Here is a 21,963-nt window from a genome sequence, read left to right as displayed (position 1 = left end):
CCGTCATGACGCAATTTAATCCCGTCGATCATCCGCATCGTCGTTTTAACCCGCTTAGCGGGCAATGGATTTTGGTCTCTCCGCATCGCGCCAAGCGCCCCTGGCAGGGGGCGCAGGAGACGCCTGCAAAACAGACGCTGCCACAGCACGACCCGGACTGCTTCCTCTGTCCGGGCAATACGCGCGTCACCGGGGATAAAAACCCGGACTACAAAGGCACCTTCGTCTTCACCAACGATTTCGCCGCCCTGATGACCGATACGCCGGACGCGCCGGAAAGCCACGATCCGCTGATGCGCTGCGAAAGCGCGCGCGGAACCAGCCGCGTGATCTGCTTCTCGCCCGATCACAGCAAAACGCTGCCGGAGCTGAGCGTGGACGCGCTGAAAGAGGTCGTGAGCACCTGGCAGACGCAAACCGCAGAGCTGGGGCAGAGCTACCCGTGGGTGCAGGTGTTCGAAAACAAAGGCGCGGCGATGGGCTGCTCTAACCCGCACCCGCACGGCCAGATCTGGGCGAACAGCTTCCTGCCTAACGAAGCCGAGCGTGAAGACCGTCTGCAGAAAGCGTATTACCTGGAAAACGGCTCACCGATGCTGGTGGATTACACCCAGCGTGAGCTGGCAGACGGCAGCCGCACCGTGGTGGAAACCGAACACTGGCTGGCCGTCGTCCCTTACTGGGCTGCCTGGCCGTTTGAAACGCTGCTGCTGCCGAAAGCGCACGTGCAGCGCATTACCGACCTCAGCGACGCGCAGCGCGACGACCTTGCGCTGGCGCTGAAAAAACTGACCAGCCGTTACGACAATCTCTTCCAGTGCTCCTTCCCGTACTCTATGGGCTGGCACGGCGCCCCGTTTAACGGGGAAGAGAATCAACACTGGCAGCTGCACGCCCATTTCTATCCGCCGCTGCTGCGCTCTGCGACGGTGCGTAAATTTATGGTGGGCTATGAAATGCTGGCGGAAACCCAGCGTGACCTGACGGCGGAACAGGCGGCAGAACGTCTGCGCGCCGTTAGCGACGTCCACTATCGCGAATCAGGAGTCTAAAAATGAGTCTGAAAGATAAAACACAATCCCTGTTTGCTGAGAAATTTGGCTACCCTGCCACCCACGTTATCCAGGCACCAGGCCGCGTTAACCTGATCGGTGAACACACCGACTATAACGACGGTTTCGTGCTGCCGTGCGCCATCGATTACCAGACCGTCATCAGCTGCGCGAAGCGCGACGACCGCCAGGTTCGCGTGATTGCGGCGGATTACGGTAATGAGACGGACGCGTTTTCCCTCGATGCCCCGATTGTGACGCACGATAGCCAGCAGTGGTCTAACTACGTGCGCGGCGTGGTGAAACATCTGCAGAAGCGTAATAAGAACTTCGGCGGCGCCGATTTGGTCATCAGCGGCAATGTGCCGCAGGGGGCGGGCTTAAGCTCCTCTGCGTCTCTGGAAGTGGCCGTGGGTACCGTGTTCCAGCAGCTCTATCATTTACCGCTGGATGGCGCGCAAATCGCCCTGAACGGTCAGGAAGCAGAAAACCAGTTCGTGGGCTGCAACTGCGGCATCATGGACCAGCTGATCTCCGCGCTCGGCAAAAAAGAGCACGCGCTGCTGATCGACTGCCGAACGCTTGGAACCAAAGCCGTTCCCCTGCCAAAAGGTGCGGCTGTCGTGATTATCAACAGCAACTTTAAACGCACGCTGGTAGGCAGCGAGTACAACACCCGCCGCCAACAGTGCGAAACCGGCGCGCGCTTCTTCCAGCAGCCCGCCCTGCGCGACGTGACGCTCAATGAATTTAACAAAGTGGCTCACGAGCTGGATCCGGTTGTCGCCAAACGCGTGCGTCACGTGCTGACGGAAAATGCCCGTACCGTTGAAGCCGCATCCGCGCTGGCGAAAGGTGACCTGAAACGCATGGGCGAGCTGATGGCGGAATCTCACGCCTCCATGCGCGATGATTTTGAAATCACTGTGCCGCAAATCGACACTTTGGTAGACATCGTTAAAGCGGCCATTGGCGACAAAGGCGGCGTGCGTATGACGGGCGGCGGCTTTGGCGGTTGCATCGTTGCGCTGGTGCCTGAAGAGCTGGTCCCTGCCGTACAGGACGCCGTGGCGAAGCAGTACGAAGCAAAAACGGGTATCAAAGAAACCTTCTATGTTTGTAAAGCATCACAAGGAGCCGGACAGTGCTAAACGAAACACCTACCCTTGCACCGGATGGTCTGCCGTATCGCCTGTTAACCCTGCGCAACAGCGCGGGGATGGTGGTTACGCTGATGGACTGGGGTGCGACCCTTCTTTCTGCCCGCGTACCGATGCCGGACGGCAGCGTGCGCGAGACTCTGCTCGGCTGCGCCTCGCCTGAGCAGTATATAAATCAGTCCGCCTATCTGGGCGCGTCCGTTGGGCGCTATGCGAACCGCATCGCGAAGAGCCGTTTTGAACTCGACGGCGTGCAGTACACCCTGCAGCCAAGCCAGGGTGAGAACCAGCTGCACGGCGGACCGGACGGGTTTGATAAACGCCGCTGGAAAATTGTTCGTCAAAACGACGGGGAAGTGCTGTTCTCTCTGGATTCGCTGGATGGCGATCAGGGCTTCCCGGGTAACCTTTTCGCCTCCGCGCGCTTTACGCTGACCGACGACAACCGTATCGCCATTGAATATCGTGCGACAGTCGACAAGCCGTGCCCGGTCAACCTGACCAATCACGCGTACTTCAACCTGGACGGTAACCAGTGCGACGTGCGTAACCACAAGCTGCAGATCATAGCAGATGCGTATTTGCCGGTTGACGAGATGGGCATTCCGTATCAGGGGCTCAAAGACGTGAGCGGGACCAGCTTTGACTTCCGCAGCGTGAAAACTATCGCCCAGGATTTTCTGAGCGATGAAGATCAGCGTAAGGTAAAAGGCTACGACCACGCTTTCCTGCTGCAGGCCAAAGGTGATGTGAAACAACCTGCCGCGCAGGTTTGGTCTGCGGATGAGAAACTGCAGATGACGGTCTACACCACCGCCCCTGCCCTGCAGTTCTATTCAGGCAACTACCTCGGCGGCACGACGGCGCGCGAGCACGAGGAGTACAGCGACTGGCAAGGGCTGGCGCTGGAAAGCGAGTTCCTGCCGGACAGCCCGAACCATCCGGAATGGCCACAGCCGGACTGCGTACTACGCCCCGGCGAAGAGTACGTTAGCGTCACCGAGTATCATTTCATTCCGCGCGCTTAATGCCCGGCGGCGCTACGCTTGCACGGGCCTACTCTTAGGCCGGATTAGCGAAGCGCCATCCGGCAAAAAAAGCCAGGCCCTCACCGCGAGGGCTTTTTTCTGCGCGCCTTGCTGAAAATAGCGCCGATCGCAGACAAAATCATAACCCTGGATTCACAAGCATCTTACACTCAGAGACTATTTTCGCTATGGTTAGGGTTAAGCGTTGCTGCTGGCACGCCCACAGCAATATAATGAGAATTGTTATCATTCAATAAAGCTTATGAGGAGTACGATATGGCTGTAACTAAGCTGGTTCTGGTGCGCCACGGCGAAAGCCAGTGGAACAACGAAAACCGCTTCACCGGTTGGTACGACGTTGATCTGTCTGAGAAAGGCGTAAGCGAAGCCAAAGCGGCAGGTAAACTGCTGAAGGATGAAGGCTTCACCTTTGATTTTGCTTACACCTCTGTGCTGAAACGTGCCATCCACACCCTGTGGAACGTGCTGGACGAACTGGATCAGGCCTGGCTGCCGGTTGAGAAATCCTGGAAACTGAACGAGCGTCACTACGGTGCGCTGCAGGGCCTGAACAAAGCGGAAACCGCTGAGAAATATGGCGACGAGCAGGTTAAACAGTGGCGTCGCGGCTTTGCGGTAACCCCACCAGAGCTGACCAAAGATGACGAGCGCTACCCGGGTCACGACCCACGTTACGCTAAACTGACCGACGCAGAACTGCCACAGACTGAAAGCCTGGCGCTGACCATCGACCGCGTTGTGCCTTACTGGAATGAAACCATTCTGCCACGCCTGAAAAGCGGTGAGCGCGTGATCATCGCCGCTCACGGTAACTCCCTGCGTGCGCTGGTGAAATACCTGGACAACATGGGTGAAGACGAAATCCTCGAACTGAACATCCCAACTGGCGTACCGCTGGTATATGAGTTCGACGAAAACTTCAAGCCAATCAAACATTACTATCTGGGCAACGCGGACGAGATCGCAGCGAAAGCAGCGGCTGTGGCGAACCAGGGTAAAGCGAAGTAATTTTCGCAAGGCATAAAAAAAGCGCGGAGCCTTCCGCGCTTTTTTATTTGTGCCTGAGGACTCAGCCGCGACGCGCTTTTACCGCATTCGCCAGCTGACGCAGGATGGCGTCGGTATCGTCCCAGCCAATGCAGGCATCGGTGACGCTCTTACCGTAAACCAGCGGTTCACTGCCTTCCAGATTCTGGTTACCTTCAACCAGATGGCTTTCAATCATCACCCCGATCACCGCTTTTTCACCGCCGGCGATCTGCTGGCAAACGTCTGCCCCCACTTCCATCTGCTTTTTAAACTGCTTGCTGGAGTTGGCATGGCTGAAATCGATCATGACCTGCGGCGACAGTCCGGCTTTTTCCAGTCCCACTTTCACTTCTGCAACATGTTTTGCGCTGTAGTTTGGCTCTTTGCCGCCGCGCAGAATGATATGGCAGTCACCGTTACCGCTGGTGTTCACAATCGCAGAGTGACCCCATTTGGTCACGGAGAGGAAGCAGTGCGGCGCGCCCGCTGCGTTGATAGCGTCGATAGCGACCTTAATGGTGCCGTCAGTGCCGTTTTTGAAGCCAACCGGACAAGAGAGGCCGGACGCCAGCTCGCGGTGAACCTGAGATTCCGTGGTGCGGGCACCAATTGCGCCCCAGCTCATCAGGTCTGCCAGGTATTGTGGCGTAATCATGTCCAGGAACTCACCCGCGGCAGGCAGGCCGCTGTCGTTGATTTCCAGCAGCAGCTTGCGGGCAATGCGCAGCCCGTCGTTGATCTGGAAGCTGTTATCCATATGCGGATCGTTAATCAGCCCTTTCCAGCCCACGGTGGTGCGCGGTTTTTCAAAATAGACGCGCATCACGATTTCCAGCTCGCCTTTCAGCTCTTCACGCAGGGTGAGCAGGCGGGCAGCATATTCTTTCGCGGCAGCAGGGTCGTGAATAGAGCACGGGCCAATCACCACCAGAAGACGATCGTCGCTGCCTTTCAGGATCTTATGGATCGCTTTGCGGGCATGAGACACCGTATTTGCAGCATTTTCAGTGGCGGGGAATTTTTCAAGGAGTGCTACAGGAGGTAATAACTCATTGATCTCTTTAATGCGTAAATCGTCGTTCTGATAATTCATCTTCTTTCCGGCTCTGCCATATCTTTAGTAGTGAAAGCAATGCTTTCAATCTAACTTGTCGGCCAGGAAGTGTAAACGGGCTTTTACACTTCACGCAGATAATTCCTGGAATTCGCCTAAAAATCGCCACAAAATAGCGAAAAACGAGATCTAACCTAAGCTTTTTAACTGTAACAACCAATTTTACATGCTTAAACGCGATTCCCTACTGGCATAAGTCCGTAAGGCGGAATCTTTCACCTCTGAAAACGATGCACTGTTGGAGAATGTTATCCAGCGTAACGACAAGAACAGGAGCAGCATGATGAAAATGACGAAACTGGCAACTCTCTTTCTGACCGCCACACTCACTCTGGCAAGCGGTAGCGTCCTGGCCGCTGACACGGGCTCATCAGACAGCAACGGCGATGCTAATGCAGCCGCCGCTGCTGGCCAGGTCGCCCCTGATGCTAAACAAAACATCGCGCCAAATAATGTCGATAACAGCCAGATCAATTCCGGAAATACCCAAACCGGCGGCACCATGCTACATCCCAATGGTACGGATTCTGGCACCATGAATCACGACAGCATGACCAAAGATGAAGTGCACAAAAACTCTATGTGTAAAGACGGCCGCTGTCCGGACCCAAATGACAAAGTCGGCAGTGATGCGGATACCAAAACTGACGGCACCACGCAGTAACGCTGAGTAATCTGAATAAAGGGGAGCGAGTGCTCTCCTTTTTTATTTAAGCTCTTAAAAACGCTACACTAAAAATAATAACAAATCAGGAAAGATGACATGGCGCACACACACTCCCCTTCCCCCACCTCCGGCGATGAAAATGCCAAACGGCTGCTGTTGGCATTTGGCGTCACCGCAACGTTTATGGTTATCGAGGTCATTGGGGGGATAATCTCAGGTTCACTGGCTTTGCTGGCAGATGCGGGACATATGCTTACCGATGCGGCAGCCCTGCTGTTTGCTCTGCTCGCCGTCCAGTTCTCACGCCGTCCACCCAATGCTCGCCACACGTTTGGCTGGCTCAGACTCACTACGCTTGCCGCTTTCGTTAACGCGATTGCGCTTGTGGTGATAACCATCCTTATCGTCTGGGAAGCCGTTCAGCGCTTCAGACACCCGCAGCCCATCGCCGGAACCACCATGATGGTCATTGCAATAGCGGGCCTGATCGCCAACATTCTGGCGTTCTGGATTTTGCATCGCGGCAGCGGGGAAAAGAATCTCAATGTGCGTGCCGCGGCATTGCATGTTCTGGGGGATCTGCTCGGCTCCGTTGGGGCGATTGTGGCTGCGCTGATTATTCTGGGGACGGGATGGACACCCATCGACCCGATTCTTTCGGTGCTCGTGTCCTGTCTGGTACTACGCAGCGCCTGGCGGCTGTTGAAAGAGAGCGTCAATGAGTTGCTGGAAGGTGCCCCCACGTCAATGGACATCGGTGAGCTGAGACGAAATCTGAGCCGCTCGATTCCGGAGGTGCGAAACGTCCACCACGTCCACGTGTGGTTGGTCGGAGAAAAGCCTGTCATGACGCTGCACGTTCAGGTGATCCCACCCCACGATCACGACGCGCTGCTCGAACGTATCCAGCATTTTCTGAAGCATCACTATGAGATTGCCCATTCGACGATCCAAATGGAGTATCAGCCCTGTAGCGGGCCAGACTGCCACCTGAACGAGGCGCAGTCCGGCCATTCACATCATCATCACCATTAGTGGGAAAGCGCGCGCGAGCCTCGCTCACGCGCGCTGTTAATCCACATACGGCTGCCGTTAAGGGCAATGAAGGTCAGCAGCAGATATTCCAGCGACATGGCATAGACGCCCTGCAGGGCGAAAATCACCACGCTAATGACGTTGATGATGACCCACAGCAGCCAGTTCTCGACATATTTTCGGGTCATCAGGATCATCGCCGCAATCGACAGCACCATCATGCAGGAATCCCAGAACGGGAAGGCATCCGGCTGGAGTTCAGGCATCGTGACATTCAAACCGAGTCCGGACATGACCGAAACGGCAACGCGCGTCAGGAACGCAAACACCGGGTTGATATAAACGGTCATTAAGCCAATGGCAGCCACGCAGGCGACAAGCCAGGCGATGGCTTTCGGCAGCGGCAGCCAACGGATCTGCAATTCGGCTTCCTGCTGGCTGTTTTGACGCGACCACGCGTACCAGCCGTAAATATTGGCCGCAAAGAAAAACAGCTGCAAAAGCAGGCTGGCGTAGAGCTGGATCTGGAAGAAGATAATCGCAAACAGCGTGACGTTAATCAGCCCGAACGCGTAATTGCTGATCTTCTCCAGGCTCGCCAGCCAGATACAGAGTAACCCCGCCAGCGTGCCAACGGCTTCAATCCATGACAGGTCATAGCCACCCGCACCAATCGGTATATGAACCAAAATGTTCTGCGTGCTAAAAAAATCCATCTTTTCCCCGATTCTGAATAAGTTAAGTACGTAGTGTAGCCGCAAAATCCAGCATGCGGTTAAGTGGAATTAACGCACCTTCTCGCAACGCCGCATCAACATGAATCTCATGCGCTGCCCCGCCCGTCTCGAGCCCTTCGGCAATCGCTTTCAGGCCGTTCATCGCCATCCACGGGCAGTGCGCACAGCTGCGGCACGTTGCCCCCTCGCCTGCAGTTGGCGCTTCGAGTAGCTCTTTTTCCGGCACCGCCTGCTGCATTTTGTAAAAAATACCGCGATCGGTAGCCACGATAAGCTGCTGATGCGGCAGCGTCCTGGCCGCAGTAATGAGCTGGCTGGTTGAGCCAACCGCATCGGCCATATCTACAATCGACTGAGGCGACTCTGGATGCACCAGAATGGCCGCTTCGGGGTACAGCGCCTTCATACGCGTCAGCGCCTGAGTCTTAAATTCGTCATGAACGATACACGCGCCCTGCCAGCAGAGAACATCCGCGCCTGTTTGCTTCTGAACGTAATTACCGAGATGGCGGTCAGGCGCCCAGATGATTTTCTCGCCCAGGCTATCCAGATGTTCAATCAGTTCAACGGCGATGCTGGAGGTCACCACCCAGTCTGCGCGGGCTTTTACTGCCGCAGACGTATTGGCATAGACCACCACGGTGCGGTCAGGATGGGCATCGCAAAACGCGGTGAATTCTTCAACAGGGCAGCCGAGATCGAGTGAACACTCCGCATTCAGCGTCGGCATCAGGATGGTTTTTTCCGGGCTGAGAATTTTTGCCGTTTCACCCATAAAGCGCACGCCAGCGACCAGCAGCGTGGAAGCGGGATGTTTTGCACCGAAGCGTGCCATCTCCAGTGAGTCAGAAATACACCCGCCGGTCTCTTCCGCCAGCTGCTGGATTTCCGGGTCGGTGTAGTAATGGGCCACCATTACCGCATCTCGTTCTTTGAGAAGACGCTTGATCTTCTCGCGATAGAACTGCTTTTCATCCTGACTCAGCGGGACAGGCTTTGGCGGAAACGGATAGATTGCGGCTTCGGGATCAAACATCACGCTCATTATGGCTTCTCGTTTTACTGGCTTAACAATATTGCCTTTATTTTGCGCAACATAGCAAAACGGTCGGCAATTGTGTTTTGTATACTAAACAAGATAGCGAATTTGAGAAGAAAAGTCACCGGGTATAGGTGCACATAGCATTTGTCGGGTGGCGGCTTCGCCTTACCCGACCTACAGGGTAGGTTTCTGAACTTCAGATAGCAAAAAAGCGCCTTTAGGGCGCTTTTTTACATTGGTGGGTCGTGCAGGATTCGAACCTGCGACCAATTGATTAAAAGTCAACTGCTCTACCAACTGAGCTAACGACCCCTTGCGGGATGTACTTCAAATTTATTCAGGCTGGTGGGTCGTGCAGGATTCGAACCTGCGACCAATTGATTAAAAGTCAACTGCTCTACCAACTGAGCTAACGACCCATCTGGGTGTTGCCTGAATTATCACTCGGTACCAATAAAATTGGTGGGTCGTGCAGGATTCGAACCTGCGACCAATTGATTAAAAGTCAACTGCTCTACCAACTGAGCTAACGACCCGAGTGGTGGGTGATGACGGGCTCGAACCGCCGACCCCCTCCGTGTAAAGGAGATGCTCTACCAACTGAGCTAATCACCCACTCTGTACTACTGGTTTTGCGTTAAGTGGTGGGTCGTGCAGGATTCGAACCTGCGACCAATTGATTAAAAGTCAACTGCTCTACCAACTGAGCTAACGACCCACTTTTACGCTGTTTTCACGTTGTTTGATATCCCGTGGCAACGGCGGCATATATTACTGATTTAAGAATTCTGCGCAACAAAAATTTCGATGAAGATCACTTAACTGCTTAGTAATCACGCTGCACGACCAGAAATAACGCGATTTCTGGTCATGCGATAATCATCCCATCGAACTCAGCCGTTTTTGCGCCTGTTTGGCACCTTCGGTACCAGGGAATTTTGTGACAACCTGCTGATAAACCGCTTTGGCCTTCGCAGTGTCACCTTTGTCCTGCATGATCACGCCGACCTTATACATCGCATCCGGCGCTTTTGGGGATTTCGGGTAATTTTTCACCACTGAGGCAAAATAAAACGCCGCATCGTCCTTTTTACCCTTGTTGTAATTCAGCTGACCGAGCCAGTAGTTCGCATTTGGCTGGTAAGTGGAATCAGGGTACTTCTTCACGAAGTTCTGAAACGCAACGATAGCGTCGTCCTGGCGAGATTTGTCCTGCACCAGGGCAATTGCTGCGTTGTAGTCGGTATTCGCGTCACCGCTCTGTACAGGCGCGCCTGAAGAGGCTGGCGCATCTGCTGTCGGAGCAGGTGTCGCTGTCGCCGCACCGCTTTGGTCGCCCGCTGCTGGCTGTGCTGCTGCACCACCGCTACTCAGGCTATCCATCTGAAGCAAAATCTGCTTCTGGCGTTCCACAACCTGGTTCAACTGATACTGGCTTTCCTGGATCTGGCCGCGGAGAGAGTCAATATCGTTTTGGTTATCGGAAAGCTGCTGCTGGAGTTGGGTTAAAAGCTGACTGTGAGCGTTAGAAATACGCTCGAGTTGAGTGACCCGGTCTTCTACCGAGCCTGAGCCGACACTACTGATTGGTGCCTGAGCAAAAGCGGCCCATGGGGCCGCTATTCCAACCAGTAACGACAGACTCATGAGATGATGTCTGAAGTTACTGCTCATGCCATTCTCTTAGTAAACCAGTACGGCACGACGGTTTTTGGAGTAAGCCGCTTCGTCGTGACCCAGTACTGCAGGTTTTTCTTTACCGTAAGAAACGATGGAGATCTGGTCAGCAGAAACGCCTTTACCCTGCAGGTACATTTTAACAGCGTTAGCACGACGTTCACCCAGGGAGATGTTGTACTCTGGAGTACCACGTTCGTCCGCGTGACCTTCTACGGTGACTTTGTAAGACGGGTTGCTACGCAGGAAGTTAGCGTGAGCATCCAGCATCGCAGCGAAATCAGAACGGATGTCGTATTTATCCAGATCGAAGTAAACGATGTTGTTCTGCTGCAGCTGCTGCATCTGAAGACGCGCTTGCTCTTCAGAAGACATGTTGCCATTGCCGTTAGCGTCCATACCGGTGCCGGCACCCATCATGCCTTCACCGCTCTGGTCATTGCTTGCGTTCTTGTTAGAAGAACACGCTGCGATTGCCATTACAGGCAGAGCGATCATCAGCCCCTTCAGCACTTTGTTCAGTTGCATTTCTAAGATTCCTTTAGTAATCAATTAATTATTATTTACAGATACGGCGACCAGGCAGGTGATTTTACCTGTCCATCAGTTGCCGGAATACGCGCTTTGAAACGCCCATCTGTAGAAACCAGATTCAGCACAGATCCCATCCCCTGAGAAGAGCTGTAGATTACCATCGTGCCGTTAGGTGCCAGACTTGGCGTTTCATCCAGGAACGTTGACGAGAGAACTTGCACGCCACCCGTAACCAGATCTTGTTTGGCAATGTGCTGCTGACCACCCGCAGAACTGACCATTACCATCGTTTTACCATCGGCACTGACGTCAGCATCCTGGTTCTGAGAACCTTCCCAGGTAATACGCTGCGGCGCTCCGCCGTTGATATTCACTTTATAAACTTGTGGACGACCTGCCTGGTCGGACGTAAACGCCAGGTTCTGGCTGTCCGGGAACCAGGTTGGTTCGGTGTTGTTGCTACGGCCATCCGTCACCTGACGGATTTGACCAGAGCCGATATCCATCACGTACAGATTCAGGCTACCGGTTTTAGACAGGGCAAAGGCCAGTTTTGAGCCATCCGGAGAGAACGCAGGCGCACCGTTGTGACGTGGGAACGACGCAACCTGACGCACGGCACCGTTAGACAGCGTCTGGATAACCAGCGCAGAACGACCGCTTTCGAAGGTTACGTAGGCCAGTTTGGAACCGTCAGGAGACCACGCCGGAGACATCAGCGGCTGTGGAGAACGGTGCACGGTGAACTGGTTGTAGCCATCGTAGTCAGAGACGCGCAGCTCATACGGGAACTGACCGCCGTTGGTCTGAACCACGTAAGCGATACGGGTACGGAATGCACCTTTAATACCGGTCAGCTTCTCAAACACTTCGTCACTTGCGGTGTGACCCGCATAGCGCAGCCACTGCTTGTTCACTTTATACGTGTTCTGAGCCAGAACGGTACCTGGCGCACCGCCGGTATCGACCAACTGATAAGCCACGTTATAGCCACCGTCTGGGGCAGGCGTTACCTGACCGACCACGACCGCATCAATACCCAGCGCAGACCACGCCGCAGGCTGTACTTCCTGCGCGGTGCCCGGCTGCTGTGGCAGGCGAGAACGATCTAATGGGTTGAATTTGCCGCTGTTACGCAGGTCAGCGGCTACAATGCCGCCGATGTCTTCAGGCGCCGCACCCGGGCCAGCCCACTGGAACGGAACAACGCCGATTGGGCGCGCCGAGTCCACCCCCTGGGTGATCTCGATACGTACTTCTGCATGCAGCACAGCTGCCCACAGCATTAAAAAACTAAATGCTACACGTAATGCCTGCTTCATCATATCTCCCTTATCTGGGTAACCTTACCCACGATAATTTAGCAGAATGTTAACAAACTCAAATAGACAAAACTACCTGAACCCTGTGACTAAACCTGGTCTATTTTCCCCCGTTTGCACGGGGAAAATGTAACTTAAGGTTTGAAGTCCAGTGGCGCATTTTTAAAGACTTCATACACGGCCTGAGAAGGCGGTTTTGGCATCTTCGCCTGACGCGCTGCAGCCAGTGCCGCAGTACATAAGGCTGGATCGCCACCTTCAGACTGAATATCGAGCAGCATCCCATCCGGCGCCAGTTTTATACGCAGCGTACACGTTTTACCGGTGTAGGAAGACGCATCATAAAATCGGCTTTCGATAGCGGATTTAATCTGCGCGGCATAACCGTTGATTTCAGCGCCTGATGCACCGTTACTCTTAGTGTTACCACTTCCAGACGGCGCTGCGTTGTTTCCTTTCGCTCCGCCACCCGTTTTCGGTGCATTCTTACCTGAACTGAGATCGCCCAGCAGATCGTCAACGCCTGCAGCAGCGGCAGCTTTTTCAGCGGCAGCAGCCTTTTTCGCAGCGGCTTTTTCGGCGGCTGCTTTCTTATCGGCAGCGGCCTTCGCGGCTGCAGCTTTTTTATCGGCTGCGGCTTTTTCAGCGGCGGCCGCTTTTTCAGCAGCGGCTTTCTCGGCGGCAGCCGCTTTCTTCGCCGCCTCGGCTGCAGCTTTCTTCTCTGCTTCCTGAGCGGCTTTCTTCGCAGCTTCCGCTTCAGCTTTCTTCTGAGCATCAGCAGCGGCTTTCTTAGCGGCTTCTGCTTCAGCTTTCTTCTGAGCATCGGCAGCGGCTTTCTTCGCGGCTTCAGCTTCAGCTTTCTTCTGAGCGTCAGCAGCGGCTTTCTTCGCAGCGTCTGCGGCTAATTTAGCCTGCGCATCTGCCTGTGCTTTCGCATCTGCAGCGGCTTTGGCCGCAGCCTCCTCCGCCTGTTTCTGCTGTTCTTGCGCTTTCTTCGCTGCGGCTTCAGCCTGTTTCTGCTGCTCAGCCTGCTCTTTCGCCGCTTCCTGCGCCTGCAAACGCTCTTTCTCAAGCTGCTTCAGACGCTCCTGCTCCGCGGCCTGCTTTTCACGCAGTTCTTCCGCTTGCTGTTGCGCCTGTTTTTCACGCTGCTCTTCAGCACGTTTTGCGCTCGCCTGCTGCTGTTGCTGACGATTATAGTTCTGCACTACCGCACCGGGATCCACCATGACGGCATCGATGGAAGATCCCCCACCGCCGCCAGCTGATGCATCAATGTGCTCGTCGAACGAACTCCAGATCAGCGCTGCAAAAAGAATAACGTGCAGCACTGCGGAGACGATTATCGCTCGCTTAAGCTTGTCGTTCTGTTCGGTTGCCTTTGACACTATCGGTTCCCAAAAACTACGCAGATGATCAAATAGGCTGAGTCATTAAGCCAACAGACTTAACGCCCGCACTATGTAGCAAGTTCAGCGCTTTAATAATTTCATCGTAAGGCACGTCTTTCGCGCCACCGATTAAGAAGACCGTTTTCGGATTTGACTCCAGGCGTCGTTGCGCTTCAGCAATAACCTGCTCGGGTGGCAGTTGATCCATACGATCTTTCTCGACCACCACGCTGTACTGCCCTACACCGGAAACCTCAATGATGACCGGAGGATCGTCATTGGTGCTTACCGCCTGTGATTCTGTCGCATCCGGCAGATCAACTTCCACGCTCTGGGTAATGATGGGCGCTGTCGCCATAAAGATCAGCAGCAGTACCAGCAGTACGTCCAGCAGTGGAACGATATTGATTTCGGACTTGAGCTCGCGACGACCTCGTCCACGCGATCTGGCCATGGTTTACCCCTTGTTGCTCTCGGTACTGGTAAACGCCTGACGGTGCAGAATCGCGGTGAACTCTTCCATAAAGTTGTCGTAGTTCAGTTCCAGTTTGTTCACACGCTGGTTCAGACGGTTATAAGCCATAACCGCCGGGATTGCCGCAAACAGACCGATAGCGGTCGCAATCAGTGCTTCAGCGATACCCGGCGCAACCATCTGCAACGTTGCCTGCTTCACCGCGCCTAACGCGATAAAGGCGTGCATGATCCCCCACACGGTACCAAACAGACCGATATACGGGCTGATGGAACCCACAGTGCCGAGGAACGGAATGTGCGTCTCAAGGGTTTCCAGTTCGCGGTTCATTGAAATGCGCATCGCACGCGAGGCACCTTCTACCACCGCTTCCGGCGCGTGGTTATTCGCGCGATGTAAGCGGGCAAACTCTTTGAATCCGCTATAGAAAATTTGTTCGGAGCCTGAAAGGTTATCACGGCGTCCCTGGCTTTCCTGGTACAGACGAGAAAGTTCGATACCCGACCAGAACTTGTCTTCAAACGCTTCGGCTTCACGGCCAGCGGCATTAAGAATACGCGTTCTCTGGATAATGATGGCCCAGGATGCGATTGAAAAACCAATCAAAATCAACATGATAAGTTTAACCAGAAGGCTAGCCTTCAGGAACAAATCAAGGATATTCATGTCAGTCACTGCTTAAACTCCGCGACAATAGACTTAGGAAGCGCACGAGGCTTCATTATGGTTGGATCAACACAGACAATCAGTACTTCAGCTGAGTTCAGTACGGTGTTCTCTGCATTGACTATCCGCTGCGTGAAAACCAGTGAGGTTCCGCGCATTGATGTAATTTCAGTTTGGACTTCGAGCATATCGTCGAGTCTGGCAGGCGCAAAATACTCAAGCGTCATCTTGCGTACCACGAAGGCAACTCGCTCAGCCAACAGCACCTGTTGACTAAAGTGATGATGGCGCAGCATCTCTGTGCGTGCCCGTTCATAAAAAGCAACGTAGCTGGCGTGGTAGACCACACCACCGGCATCGGTATCTTCGTAGTAGACACGAACCGGCCATCGAAACAGCGTTGTATTCACTTTACATCCCAGTAATGCAACAAAAGTTAGAGCTTTTAAACTTCGCTACTATACGCGCGGGAATGATGGTTTGGAATGGGAGAAAGTAAACGGAGAGTAAATTTTTATGGGCTCGGGTAAGCCCATATCGTTATAGGACATTTCTTATTCAGAAGAAGAAGAAAATCAGACCAGCGAGGAGAACTAAATCGGCAATCAGCGGGCAGAAAATTCCCTGCCAGTGAACAGCTTTCGGACGAAAGCCCACGCCGTGAATGACCCCTGCGCACACCGCCCACATGATGAGGAAGCCGTGCCAGATCTCAAGTTCGCTGGTCTTTGCCGCGAAGCGCGACGGGTCCCAGAAGATGCAGCCCGCCAGCAGTAATGCCATCACTAAAGAAAGCGCCCGTAACGGGCGCTTGTCCATTACCGCATATAACGTTGCGATAATATTCATTAGTGTTTTTCTTCACCCGCTTTGGTCGCTTCAACGTGCTCAAGCGCCAGGGCAGTGATGACACCAAATGCACAGGCAAGAAGCGTCCCTAAAATCCATGCGAAATACCACATATTCAGCTCCTTACTTAGTACATAGAGTGGGTGTTGCTTTCGATATGTTCTTTGGTAATACGCCCGAACATTTTCCAGTAACACCAGATGGTGTAGGCCAGAACAATCGGAACGAACACGCAAGCAACATACGTCATCAGGTTCAGCGTCATATGGCTGGAGGTTGCATCCCACATGGTCAGGCTAGCATTCAGCATGGTGCTGGATGGCATGACGAATGGGAACATCGCAATACCTGCAGTCAGAATGATGCACGCCAGGGTCAGTGAAGAGAACACGAACGCCCAGGCGCCTTTTTCCAGACGAGAGGTCAGCACGGTCAACAGTGGCAACAGTACGCCCAGCGCCGGGATAGCCCACAGAGCAGGGGTATTGTTGAAGTTCACCATCCAGGCACCCGCCTGACGCGCGACTTCTTTCGTCAGCGGGTTAGACGGCGCAGCATGGTTGATCGCAGACGTCACCACGTAACCATCAATACCGTACACCACCCACACACCGGCCAGAGCGAAGCAAACCAGAGTGACCAGCGCCGCGACCTGAGCCGTTGCACGGGAACGCAGGTGCAGTTCACCCACGGTACGCATCTGCAGATAGGTCGCACCCTGAGTAATGATCATCGCCACGCTAACAACGCCTGCCAGCAGACCAAACGGATTCAGCAGCTGGAAGAAGTTACCGGTGTAGTAAAGACGCATGTATTCATCCATGTGGAACGGTACGCCCTGCAGCAGGTTACCGAATGCCACGCCAATCACCAGCGGCGGAACGAAGCTACCGATGAAGATGCCCCAGTCCCACATGTTACGCCAGCGGGTATCTTCAATCTTGGAACGGTAGTCGAAGCCTACCGGACGGAAGAACAAAGATGCCAGCACCAGAATCATCGCCACGTAGAAGCCGGAGAACGCAGCCGCGTAGACCATCGGCCAGGCAGCGAACAGCGCGCCGCCTGCGGTGATCAGCCACACCTGGTTACCGTCCCAGTGAGGGGCAATGGAGTTGATCATGATTCGACGCTCGGTGTCGTTACGACCGAGGAAACGGGTGAGCATCCCCACACCCATGTCGAAACCATCAGTGACCGCAAAACCGATCAGCAGAACACCGATCAACAGCCACCAGATAAAACGCAATACTTCATAATCGATCATTTGATGACTCCTGTCTTAGCGTGCCGGCTGAGTAGTCGCGGTGGACTGCTCGTAGTGATAGCGACCGGTTTTCAGGCTGCTTGGGCCAAGGCGCGCGAACTTGAACATCAGGAACAGTTCAGCCACCAGGAACAGGGTGTATAGACCGCAAATCAGCAGCATGGAGAAGATCAGGTCACCCGCTGTCAGTGACGAGTTCGCTACCGCCGTTGGCAGCACCTCACCGATTGCCCATGGCTGACGGCCATACTCCGCAACAAACCAACCGGATTCGATGGCAATCCATGGCAGTGGAATACCGTACAGCGCGGTGCGCAGCAGCCATTTTTTCTCACCGATACGGTTGCGAATCACGGACCAGAAGGACGCCGCGATAATCAGCAGCATGATGATGCCGCAGCCCACCATGATACGGAATGCGAAGTACAACGGTGCAACGCGCGGAATTGAGTCTTTGGTTGCCATCTGGATTTGCGCTTCCGTCGCGTCGGAGACGTTCGGGGTATAGCGTTTCAGCAGCAGGCCGTAACCCAGGTCTTTCTTCACGTCGTTAAACTGATCGCGAACGGCCTGATCGGTTGAACCCGCGCGCAGCTGTTCCAGCAGCGAGTAAGCTTTCATCCCGTTACGGATACGCTCTTCATGCTGCACCATCAGCTCTTTCAGACCGGTCACCTGCTTATCAACAGAACGGGTGGCGATGATACCCAGAGCGTAAGGGATCTGAATAGCGAAGCGGTTTTCCTGCGCGTCCTGATCGGGAATACCGAACAGCGTAAAGGCCGCAGGCGCCGGCTGGGTTTCCCATTCGGCTTCAATTGCGGCCAGTTTAGTTTTCTGCACGTCACCCATTTCGTAACCGGATTCATCACCCAGAACGATAACGGAGAGAATTGCCGCCATACCGAAGCTTGCTGCAATAGCAAAAGAGCGTTTTGCGAAAGCGAAGTCACGACCGCGCAGCATGTAGTAGGAGCTGATACCCAGTACGAACATCGCGCCGCACACATAGCCAGAAGCCACGGTGTGAACGAATTTAACCTGAGCAACCGGGTTCAGGACCAGCTCAGCAAAGCTGACCATTTCCATGCGCATGGTTTCGAAGTTGAAATCGGACGCGATTGGGTTCTGCATCCAGCCGTTCGCCACCAGGATCCACAGCGCGGACAGGTTAGAACCTAATGCCACCAGCCAGGTTACCGCCATATGCTGGACTTTACCCAGACGGTCCCAACCGAAGAAGAACAGACCTACAAAGGTGGATTCGAGGAAGAAGGCCATCAGACCTTCAATGGCCAGCGGCGCACCGAAGATATCCCCTACATAGTGGGAATAGTAAGACCAGTTAGTCCCGAACTGGAACTCCATGGTCAGACCGGTTGCCACGCCCAGTGCAAAGTTGATACCAAACAACTTGCCCCAGAACTTGGTCATATCTTTATAAATCTGTTTGCCGGAAAGGACGTAAACCGTTTCCATGATGGCCAGCAGGAACGCCATACCGAGCGTCAGTGGCACAAACAGGAAGTGGTACATCGCGGTCAAGGCAAACTGTAAGCGCGACAGTTCGACTACGTCTAACATTATGACTCCTTGCTCATCGCATGAAGACTCCGAGAGTGAACCCCGTCAGAGAGAGATCCACACGCATGCCCCAATACAAATTATTCGCATCCTGGTCGTCGTTATTACCCTGGAGAAGGATAAAAACGATGACGTCAGGTTACAAATAGGTTAATAAAAAACTCAAATTGATCCCGCAAATATAATACGCTGCAAAACCCTTACAATAAACAGGTTTTTATTGAATCACATTTACGTTTTTCGACGGCGATCAATTTATAGCAAAATTACCACTTTTCGGCCATTTTGATCGGGGACAATTTAGCGCCTTTCGTCACCTTTTTCCAAGGATTAAACTTTGATTTAAATCAAAAACAATCATTGATGTTAACCATGTTTAATCATGGTGAGAATGGTAAAAACCATGTTAATGATATGTACATGCAAAGATGAGATTGGTTATCGAAGACGGGAAAAAATATAAACAGAAGTGATTTTAATTAACGCTAAAGAGAGCACCATTTCAACGAGGGACAAACAATAAAGCGTAGTCGGGCCAGGCTATTTTTCCATTGCATTTATGCAACCCTTCGAAATTACATTTGATTTACTTTTAACACCTCATAAATTAACACCTCCATGTGACTATTTAATGAAAAAGGCTGCCCTGGCTGCAGCCTTTTTCGTATCACGGTGCTCAGGCGAAAAGAATACTAAAGGTTCGCGATTGCCCCGGCCTGAATGCCCCGACAATGCCCTCTTCTTCACACCGATCCATTATCCGTTCGTTCATGTCCGTTTCGCGCCACCGTTTCACCGTCGGATTCATGGATAACGTCGTGTCACATGCGCTGGACGCCGAAGGGTTGAACAGGCGGAGAATGAGCTCATCACGATCTTCAGCCTTTTTGAGCGTACTGAGCACGCATCCCGTTGGCGAAAGCGCTAGCAGACTGTAACTTTCCGGCGTGATAAACGACGCGCGATTCAGTTTCATCGCATCCCAGGGAATTTTGTTATAGCACTGCACCGGCGTTAGCCACGATTTAGCCTGCTGCGCGACGCCCGCGTTTTCTGGCGTACCGCTGAAGCTGAAGAGGCTAAAGCGACAGGTTAACGGCCCGCGCACCTGAGAGTCAGGAACAGGCATTTTGATCCCCGAAGGTCTGCCTGGACGCAGCAGCAAATCTTCTTTCCCGAGCAGCCCCACGCCGCGCAACAAGGTCAAGGCGAACGCTTTTTTGTCATCGCCCACTACTTCAAACTCACGCAGGCCCTCGGTGAAGAGCGCCAGCCCGTTTCGCTTTTCCTGCAGGACGGCATAGTTGAGTAAATTCCAGACGGGAACCGGCGCTTCTTTCCAGGCCTCCTCATGCCAGGTCGCCATCGCCGCGTCCTGCACCGGGCGAGTGAGCGAGCCAAACTGCGTATCCGCTAACACTTCCTCTGTCATAAACGGCGTTGGGATCAGCACGCGAACGCGGTGGTCGTTAGCCTGGTTATCCAGACGCACGGCCACGTCAATACGCCTGCTGTTATGGCTAAGGGTGACGTCAAACTCTACGTTGAGTGAGCCGTTTCGCTGGCGCGCCGCGCGTTCGGCCAGATTTGCCGGAACGGCGATCCGATGGCGGATAGCCGCCCTGCTCTGCCAGCCTTCGTGCGTGACCTCAACGTCATGCTCGCCCTGCGCTGAAGTGAGTCTCCACTCTTCCCGGGAAGGCGAGTAGTCGTACTCATCGCCATCGTCAGAACTCTCTTCGATTTCCAGTACGCGGTCATAAATAAGCCCGGTTTCTTTGTCGCGCAGGCGCAGCGTGCCGTCGCCATTTAAATCAATCTGCCAGAAGGCATTTTCAAGTAAGGATTCGGTGTTTTTCACCGCTGGGAGCACCTTCCCGGCCACGTTCGGCTCGATATACAGCGTACGGTAGCCCATCGACGGCAGTATCTGGCTGAACTGAATATCAAACTCCATAAACGGTTCGTAATTGCCGTAATGGACAATCTGCCGATCGATGAGCCCAGGGTCGAGTTCGCGCGCGCTTCGAATGAAACAGGGGATCTCGTTGCCTTTTTCATCCCGTAGTCTGAACTGGCTGGCCCGCAGCCGAATCTTGGTGTTCATCACCTCTTCACGCGGCCAGGGCATCAGGTTGAACATCACCAGCTTATCGGCGTCGCTTTGCGGCATGTTGTCAACAATCTTGCGCATATAGAAACGCACCAGGTTGTCCGCCATGTCCTCTGCCAGCTCAAAGCGGGAGACAATCTCACGGTGCACCTTATCGCTGCAGCAGCAGCCGATGCTATCGTGAGCGTGGTTTTTGAGGATCTCTTTCCACATCTTCTCCAGCAGGCCGTGGTGGTAGTCGAAGCCCAGCGTCCAGGCAAGCGCCGCCAGCGGCTCGAGGATATTGACAATTTTGTTCTCGATACGCGCATGGGCGATTTTAATGTCCATGCGCGTGGAGCCGATGGTCCGGTGAACGCGCATGTATTTCCCGTCGATAAACTCCCCTTTTAGCGTCGCCAGCTCATCATGGTGCGCGTCGATGTGGTCAAACACCTCTTCGAACCGACTCATCACAAATTCACGCTGGGGATAGATTTCACGAAGCTTATCCATCACCGCGAAAATATTCTGCTGTAGCGGCATCTGGTCGTGGCCGTTGGGCAGCAAAATCTCTTTGGTGACGGATGCCTTTTCCAGGACCTCGAAATAGCTGTCGAGCCGTTTTCGCAGCCCGGCAGCGTCCTCCGGTAAGTACTTACCAATCGCGTAGCCCAGCGGCAGTACCTGCGCCGTCACTTCACTGCCGTCCTGGCTCTGCCAGAGAAATTCGGTTTTGTCGGTCCCGTGTCGTTCCGAGCAGCCGCGCCAGAACATCGTGCGGGTAATGCCAAACCCGTTATAGATATGCGGGAGTTGACCGGACATACCAAACGAATCCGGCAGATAGCCGATCTTCATCGGCTCGCCGAACGCCATACAGTCGCGCATGCCGTACATCAGGTTGCGGACAATCGACTCGCCGCTGACAATCGTGGTATCGGTCTGGGTATACCAGGGGCCGATAATCAGCTTTCCGCGCTCCACAAGCGCTTTCACCCGCGAGCGGTTTTCAGGTACGACGGCAAAATAATCCTCCAGCACCGCCGTCTGTCCATCGAGGACGTAATATTTATACTCGTCATCCTGCTCCAGACGGGTCAGGATCTCTTCCATATTATTGACCAGAAGAATACGCGACTCTTCGGTGGTGAAGTACCACTCACGGTCCCAGTGCATATGCGGCGTGATATGAACGCGAGATACAGCTTTCATCTTCGT

The 21,963-nt window shown here is 53.9% G+C and carries 21 protein-coding genes and 5 tRNA genes; 6 read left to right on the top strand and 20 right to left on the bottom strand.

The genetic code is table 11. The features are described from left to right. Positions 1-5 precede the first annotated feature (5 nt). From galT to gpmA, 4 genes are all read left to right on the top strand, one after another. A complete protein-coding gene (gene galT, locus N2K86_RS06385; protein WP_260660856.1) occupies positions 6-1,052 on the top strand; it encodes a galactose-1-phosphate uridylyltransferase in 1,047 nt (348 codons plus the stop codon). 2 nt (positions 1,053-1,054) lie between these two features. Next, positions 1,055-2,203: a galactokinase gene (gene galK, locus N2K86_RS06380; RefSeq protein ID WP_260660855.1), complete on the top strand. Its 1,149-nt coding sequence runs from the start codon at positions 1,055-1,057 to the stop codon at positions 2,201-2,203. Continuing rightward, positions 2,197-3,240 carry a galactose-1-epimerase gene (galM, locus tag N2K86_RS06375; protein ID WP_260660854.1) on the top strand — a complete coding sequence of 348 codons (1,044 nt, stop codon included), beginning with the start codon at positions 2,197-2,199 and terminating at the stop codon, positions 3,238-3,240. The genes galK and galM overlap by 7 nt, the downstream gene beginning before the upstream one ends. A 276-nt stretch (positions 3,241-3,516) precedes the next feature. After that, entirely contained in the window at positions 3,517-4,269 is a 753-nt protein-coding gene (gene gpmA, locus N2K86_RS06370) for a 2,3-diphosphoglycerate-dependent phosphoglycerate mutase (RefSeq protein ID WP_089598926.1), read from the top strand. Between the two features lie 61 nt (positions 4,270-4,330). Here the strand turns inward: gpmA and aroG are convergent, their stop codons facing one another. Beyond that, positions 4,331-5,383, bottom strand: a complete 1,053-nt coding sequence (aroG, locus tag N2K86_RS06365; RefSeq protein WP_260660853.1) for a 3-deoxy-7-phosphoheptulonate synthase AroG — start codon at positions 5,381-5,383, stop codon at positions 4,331-4,333. Between the two features lie 304 nt (positions 5,384-5,687). Between aroG and N2K86_RS06360 the strand changes: the two genes are divergently transcribed. Next, entirely contained in the window at positions 5,688-6,068 is a 381-nt protein-coding gene (locus N2K86_RS06360) for a YbgS-like family protein (RefSeq protein WP_260661639.1), read from the top strand. A 99-nt stretch (positions 6,069-6,167) separates the two neighbouring features. Continuing rightward, positions 6,168-7,106 (top strand): CDF family zinc transporter ZitB, encoded by a 939-nt coding sequence (gene zitB / locus N2K86_RS06355; RefSeq protein ID WP_260660852.1) that lies wholly within the window; start codon positions 6,168-6,170, stop codon positions 7,104-7,106. Here zitB and pnuC read toward each other — a convergent pair. From pnuC to mngB, 19 genes are all read right to left on the bottom strand, one after another. Continuing rightward, positions 7,103-7,822 (bottom strand): nicotinamide riboside transporter PnuC, encoded by a 720-nt coding sequence (gene pnuC, locus N2K86_RS06350; RefSeq protein ID WP_221550701.1) that lies wholly within the window; start codon positions 7,820-7,822, stop codon positions 7,103-7,105. The two genes, zitB and pnuC, sit on opposite strands and share 4 nt — an antisense overlap. 22 nt (positions 7,823-7,844) lie before the next feature. Continuing rightward, complete coding sequence (nadA, locus tag N2K86_RS06345) at positions 7,845-8,888, bottom strand: quinolinate synthase NadA (protein WP_260660851.1); 1,044 nt, start codon at positions 8,886-8,888, stop codon at positions 7,845-7,847. 233 nt (positions 8,889-9,121) lie between these two features. Continuing rightward, positions 9,122-9,197: transfer RNA gene (locus tag N2K86_RS06340), tRNA-Lys, on the bottom strand. A 31-nt stretch (positions 9,198-9,228) separates the two neighbouring features. Further along, positions 9,229-9,304, bottom strand: a tRNA-Lys gene (locus N2K86_RS06335). A gap of 41 nt (positions 9,305-9,345) precedes the next feature. Further along, positions 9,346-9,421 (bottom strand) — tRNA-Lys (locus N2K86_RS06330). Positions 9,422-9,424: 3 nt separating this feature from the next. Continuing rightward, positions 9,425-9,500: transfer RNA gene (locus N2K86_RS06325), tRNA-Val, on the bottom strand. Between the two features lie 27 nt (positions 9,501-9,527). Then, positions 9,528-9,603 (bottom strand) — tRNA-Lys (locus N2K86_RS06320). Positions 9,604-9,764: 161 nt separating this feature from the next. Further along, positions 9,765-10,559, bottom strand: a complete 795-nt coding sequence (gene cpoB / locus N2K86_RS06315) for a cell division protein CpoB (protein WP_100165267.1) — start codon at positions 10,557-10,559, stop codon at positions 9,765-9,767. A 9-nt stretch (positions 10,560-10,568) separates the two neighbouring features. After that, positions 10,569-11,090, bottom strand: a complete 522-nt coding sequence (pal, locus tag N2K86_RS06310) for a peptidoglycan-associated lipoprotein Pal (protein WP_003858578.1) — start codon at positions 11,088-11,090, stop codon at positions 10,569-10,571. A gap of 35 nt (positions 11,091-11,125) precedes the next feature. Beyond that, positions 11,126-12,418 carry a Tol-Pal system beta propeller repeat protein TolB gene (tolB, locus tag N2K86_RS06305; RefSeq protein WP_089598921.1) on the bottom strand — a complete coding sequence of 431 codons (1,293 nt, stop codon included), beginning with the start codon at positions 12,416-12,418 and terminating at the stop codon, positions 11,126-11,128. A 134-nt stretch (positions 12,419-12,552) separates the two neighbouring features. Continuing rightward, entirely contained in the window at positions 12,553-13,806 is a 1,254-nt protein-coding gene (tolA, locus tag N2K86_RS06300) for a cell envelope integrity protein TolA (protein ID WP_221550698.1), read from the bottom strand. 28 nt (positions 13,807-13,834) lie between these two features. Then, on the bottom strand, positions 13,835-14,263 hold the full coding sequence (gene tolR / locus N2K86_RS06295) for a colicin uptake protein TolR (protein ID WP_003858589.1): 429 nt from the start codon (positions 14,261-14,263) through the stop codon (positions 13,835-13,837). A gap of 3 nt (positions 14,264-14,266) precedes the next feature. Beyond that, entirely contained in the window at positions 14,267-14,959 is a 693-nt protein-coding gene (tolQ, locus tag N2K86_RS06290) for a Tol-Pal system protein TolQ (RefSeq protein WP_089598919.1), read from the bottom strand. Next, positions 14,956-15,360 (bottom strand): tol-pal system-associated acyl-CoA thioesterase, encoded by a 405-nt coding sequence (gene ybgC / locus N2K86_RS06285; RefSeq protein WP_003858593.1) that lies wholly within the window; start codon positions 15,358-15,360, stop codon positions 14,956-14,958. The genes tolQ and ybgC overlap by 4 nt, the downstream gene beginning before the upstream one ends. Positions 15,361-15,508: 148 nt before the next feature. After that, positions 15,509-15,799, bottom strand: coding sequence for a cyd operon protein YbgE (gene ybgE, locus N2K86_RS06280; protein ID WP_010428735.1), 291 nt, complete (start codon positions 15,797-15,799; stop codon positions 15,509-15,511). Next, a complete protein-coding gene (cydX, locus tag N2K86_RS06275; protein WP_003858598.1) occupies positions 15,799-15,912 on the bottom strand; it encodes a cytochrome bd-I oxidase subunit CydX in 114 nt (37 codons plus the stop codon). The genes ybgE and cydX overlap by 1 nt, the downstream gene beginning before the upstream one ends. Before the next feature lie 14 nt (positions 15,913-15,926). Further along, positions 15,927-17,066 (bottom strand): cytochrome d ubiquinol oxidase subunit II, encoded by a 1,140-nt coding sequence (cydB, locus tag N2K86_RS06270; RefSeq protein WP_260660850.1) that lies wholly within the window; start codon positions 17,064-17,066, stop codon positions 15,927-15,929. 15 nt (positions 17,067-17,081) lie between these two features. After that, a complete protein-coding gene (cydA, locus tag N2K86_RS06265) occupies positions 17,082-18,650 on the bottom strand; it encodes a cytochrome ubiquinol oxidase subunit I (RefSeq protein ID WP_045261075.1) in 1,569 nt (522 codons plus the stop codon). A 676-nt stretch (positions 18,651-19,326) separates the two neighbouring features. Then, a complete protein-coding gene (gene mngB, locus N2K86_RS06260; protein WP_260660849.1) occupies positions 19,327-21,957 on the bottom strand; it encodes a mannosylglycerate hydrolase in 2,631 nt (876 codons plus the stop codon). Between the last annotated feature and the right edge of the window lie 6 nt (positions 21,958-21,963).

The sequence above is a fragment of the Enterobacter mori genome (assembly GCF_025244905.1).
Lineage (GTDB): Bacteria > Pseudomonadota > Gammaproteobacteria > Enterobacterales > Enterobacteriaceae > Enterobacter > Enterobacter mori_A.
This window is presented reverse-complemented; position numbering and strand designations above follow the sequence as displayed.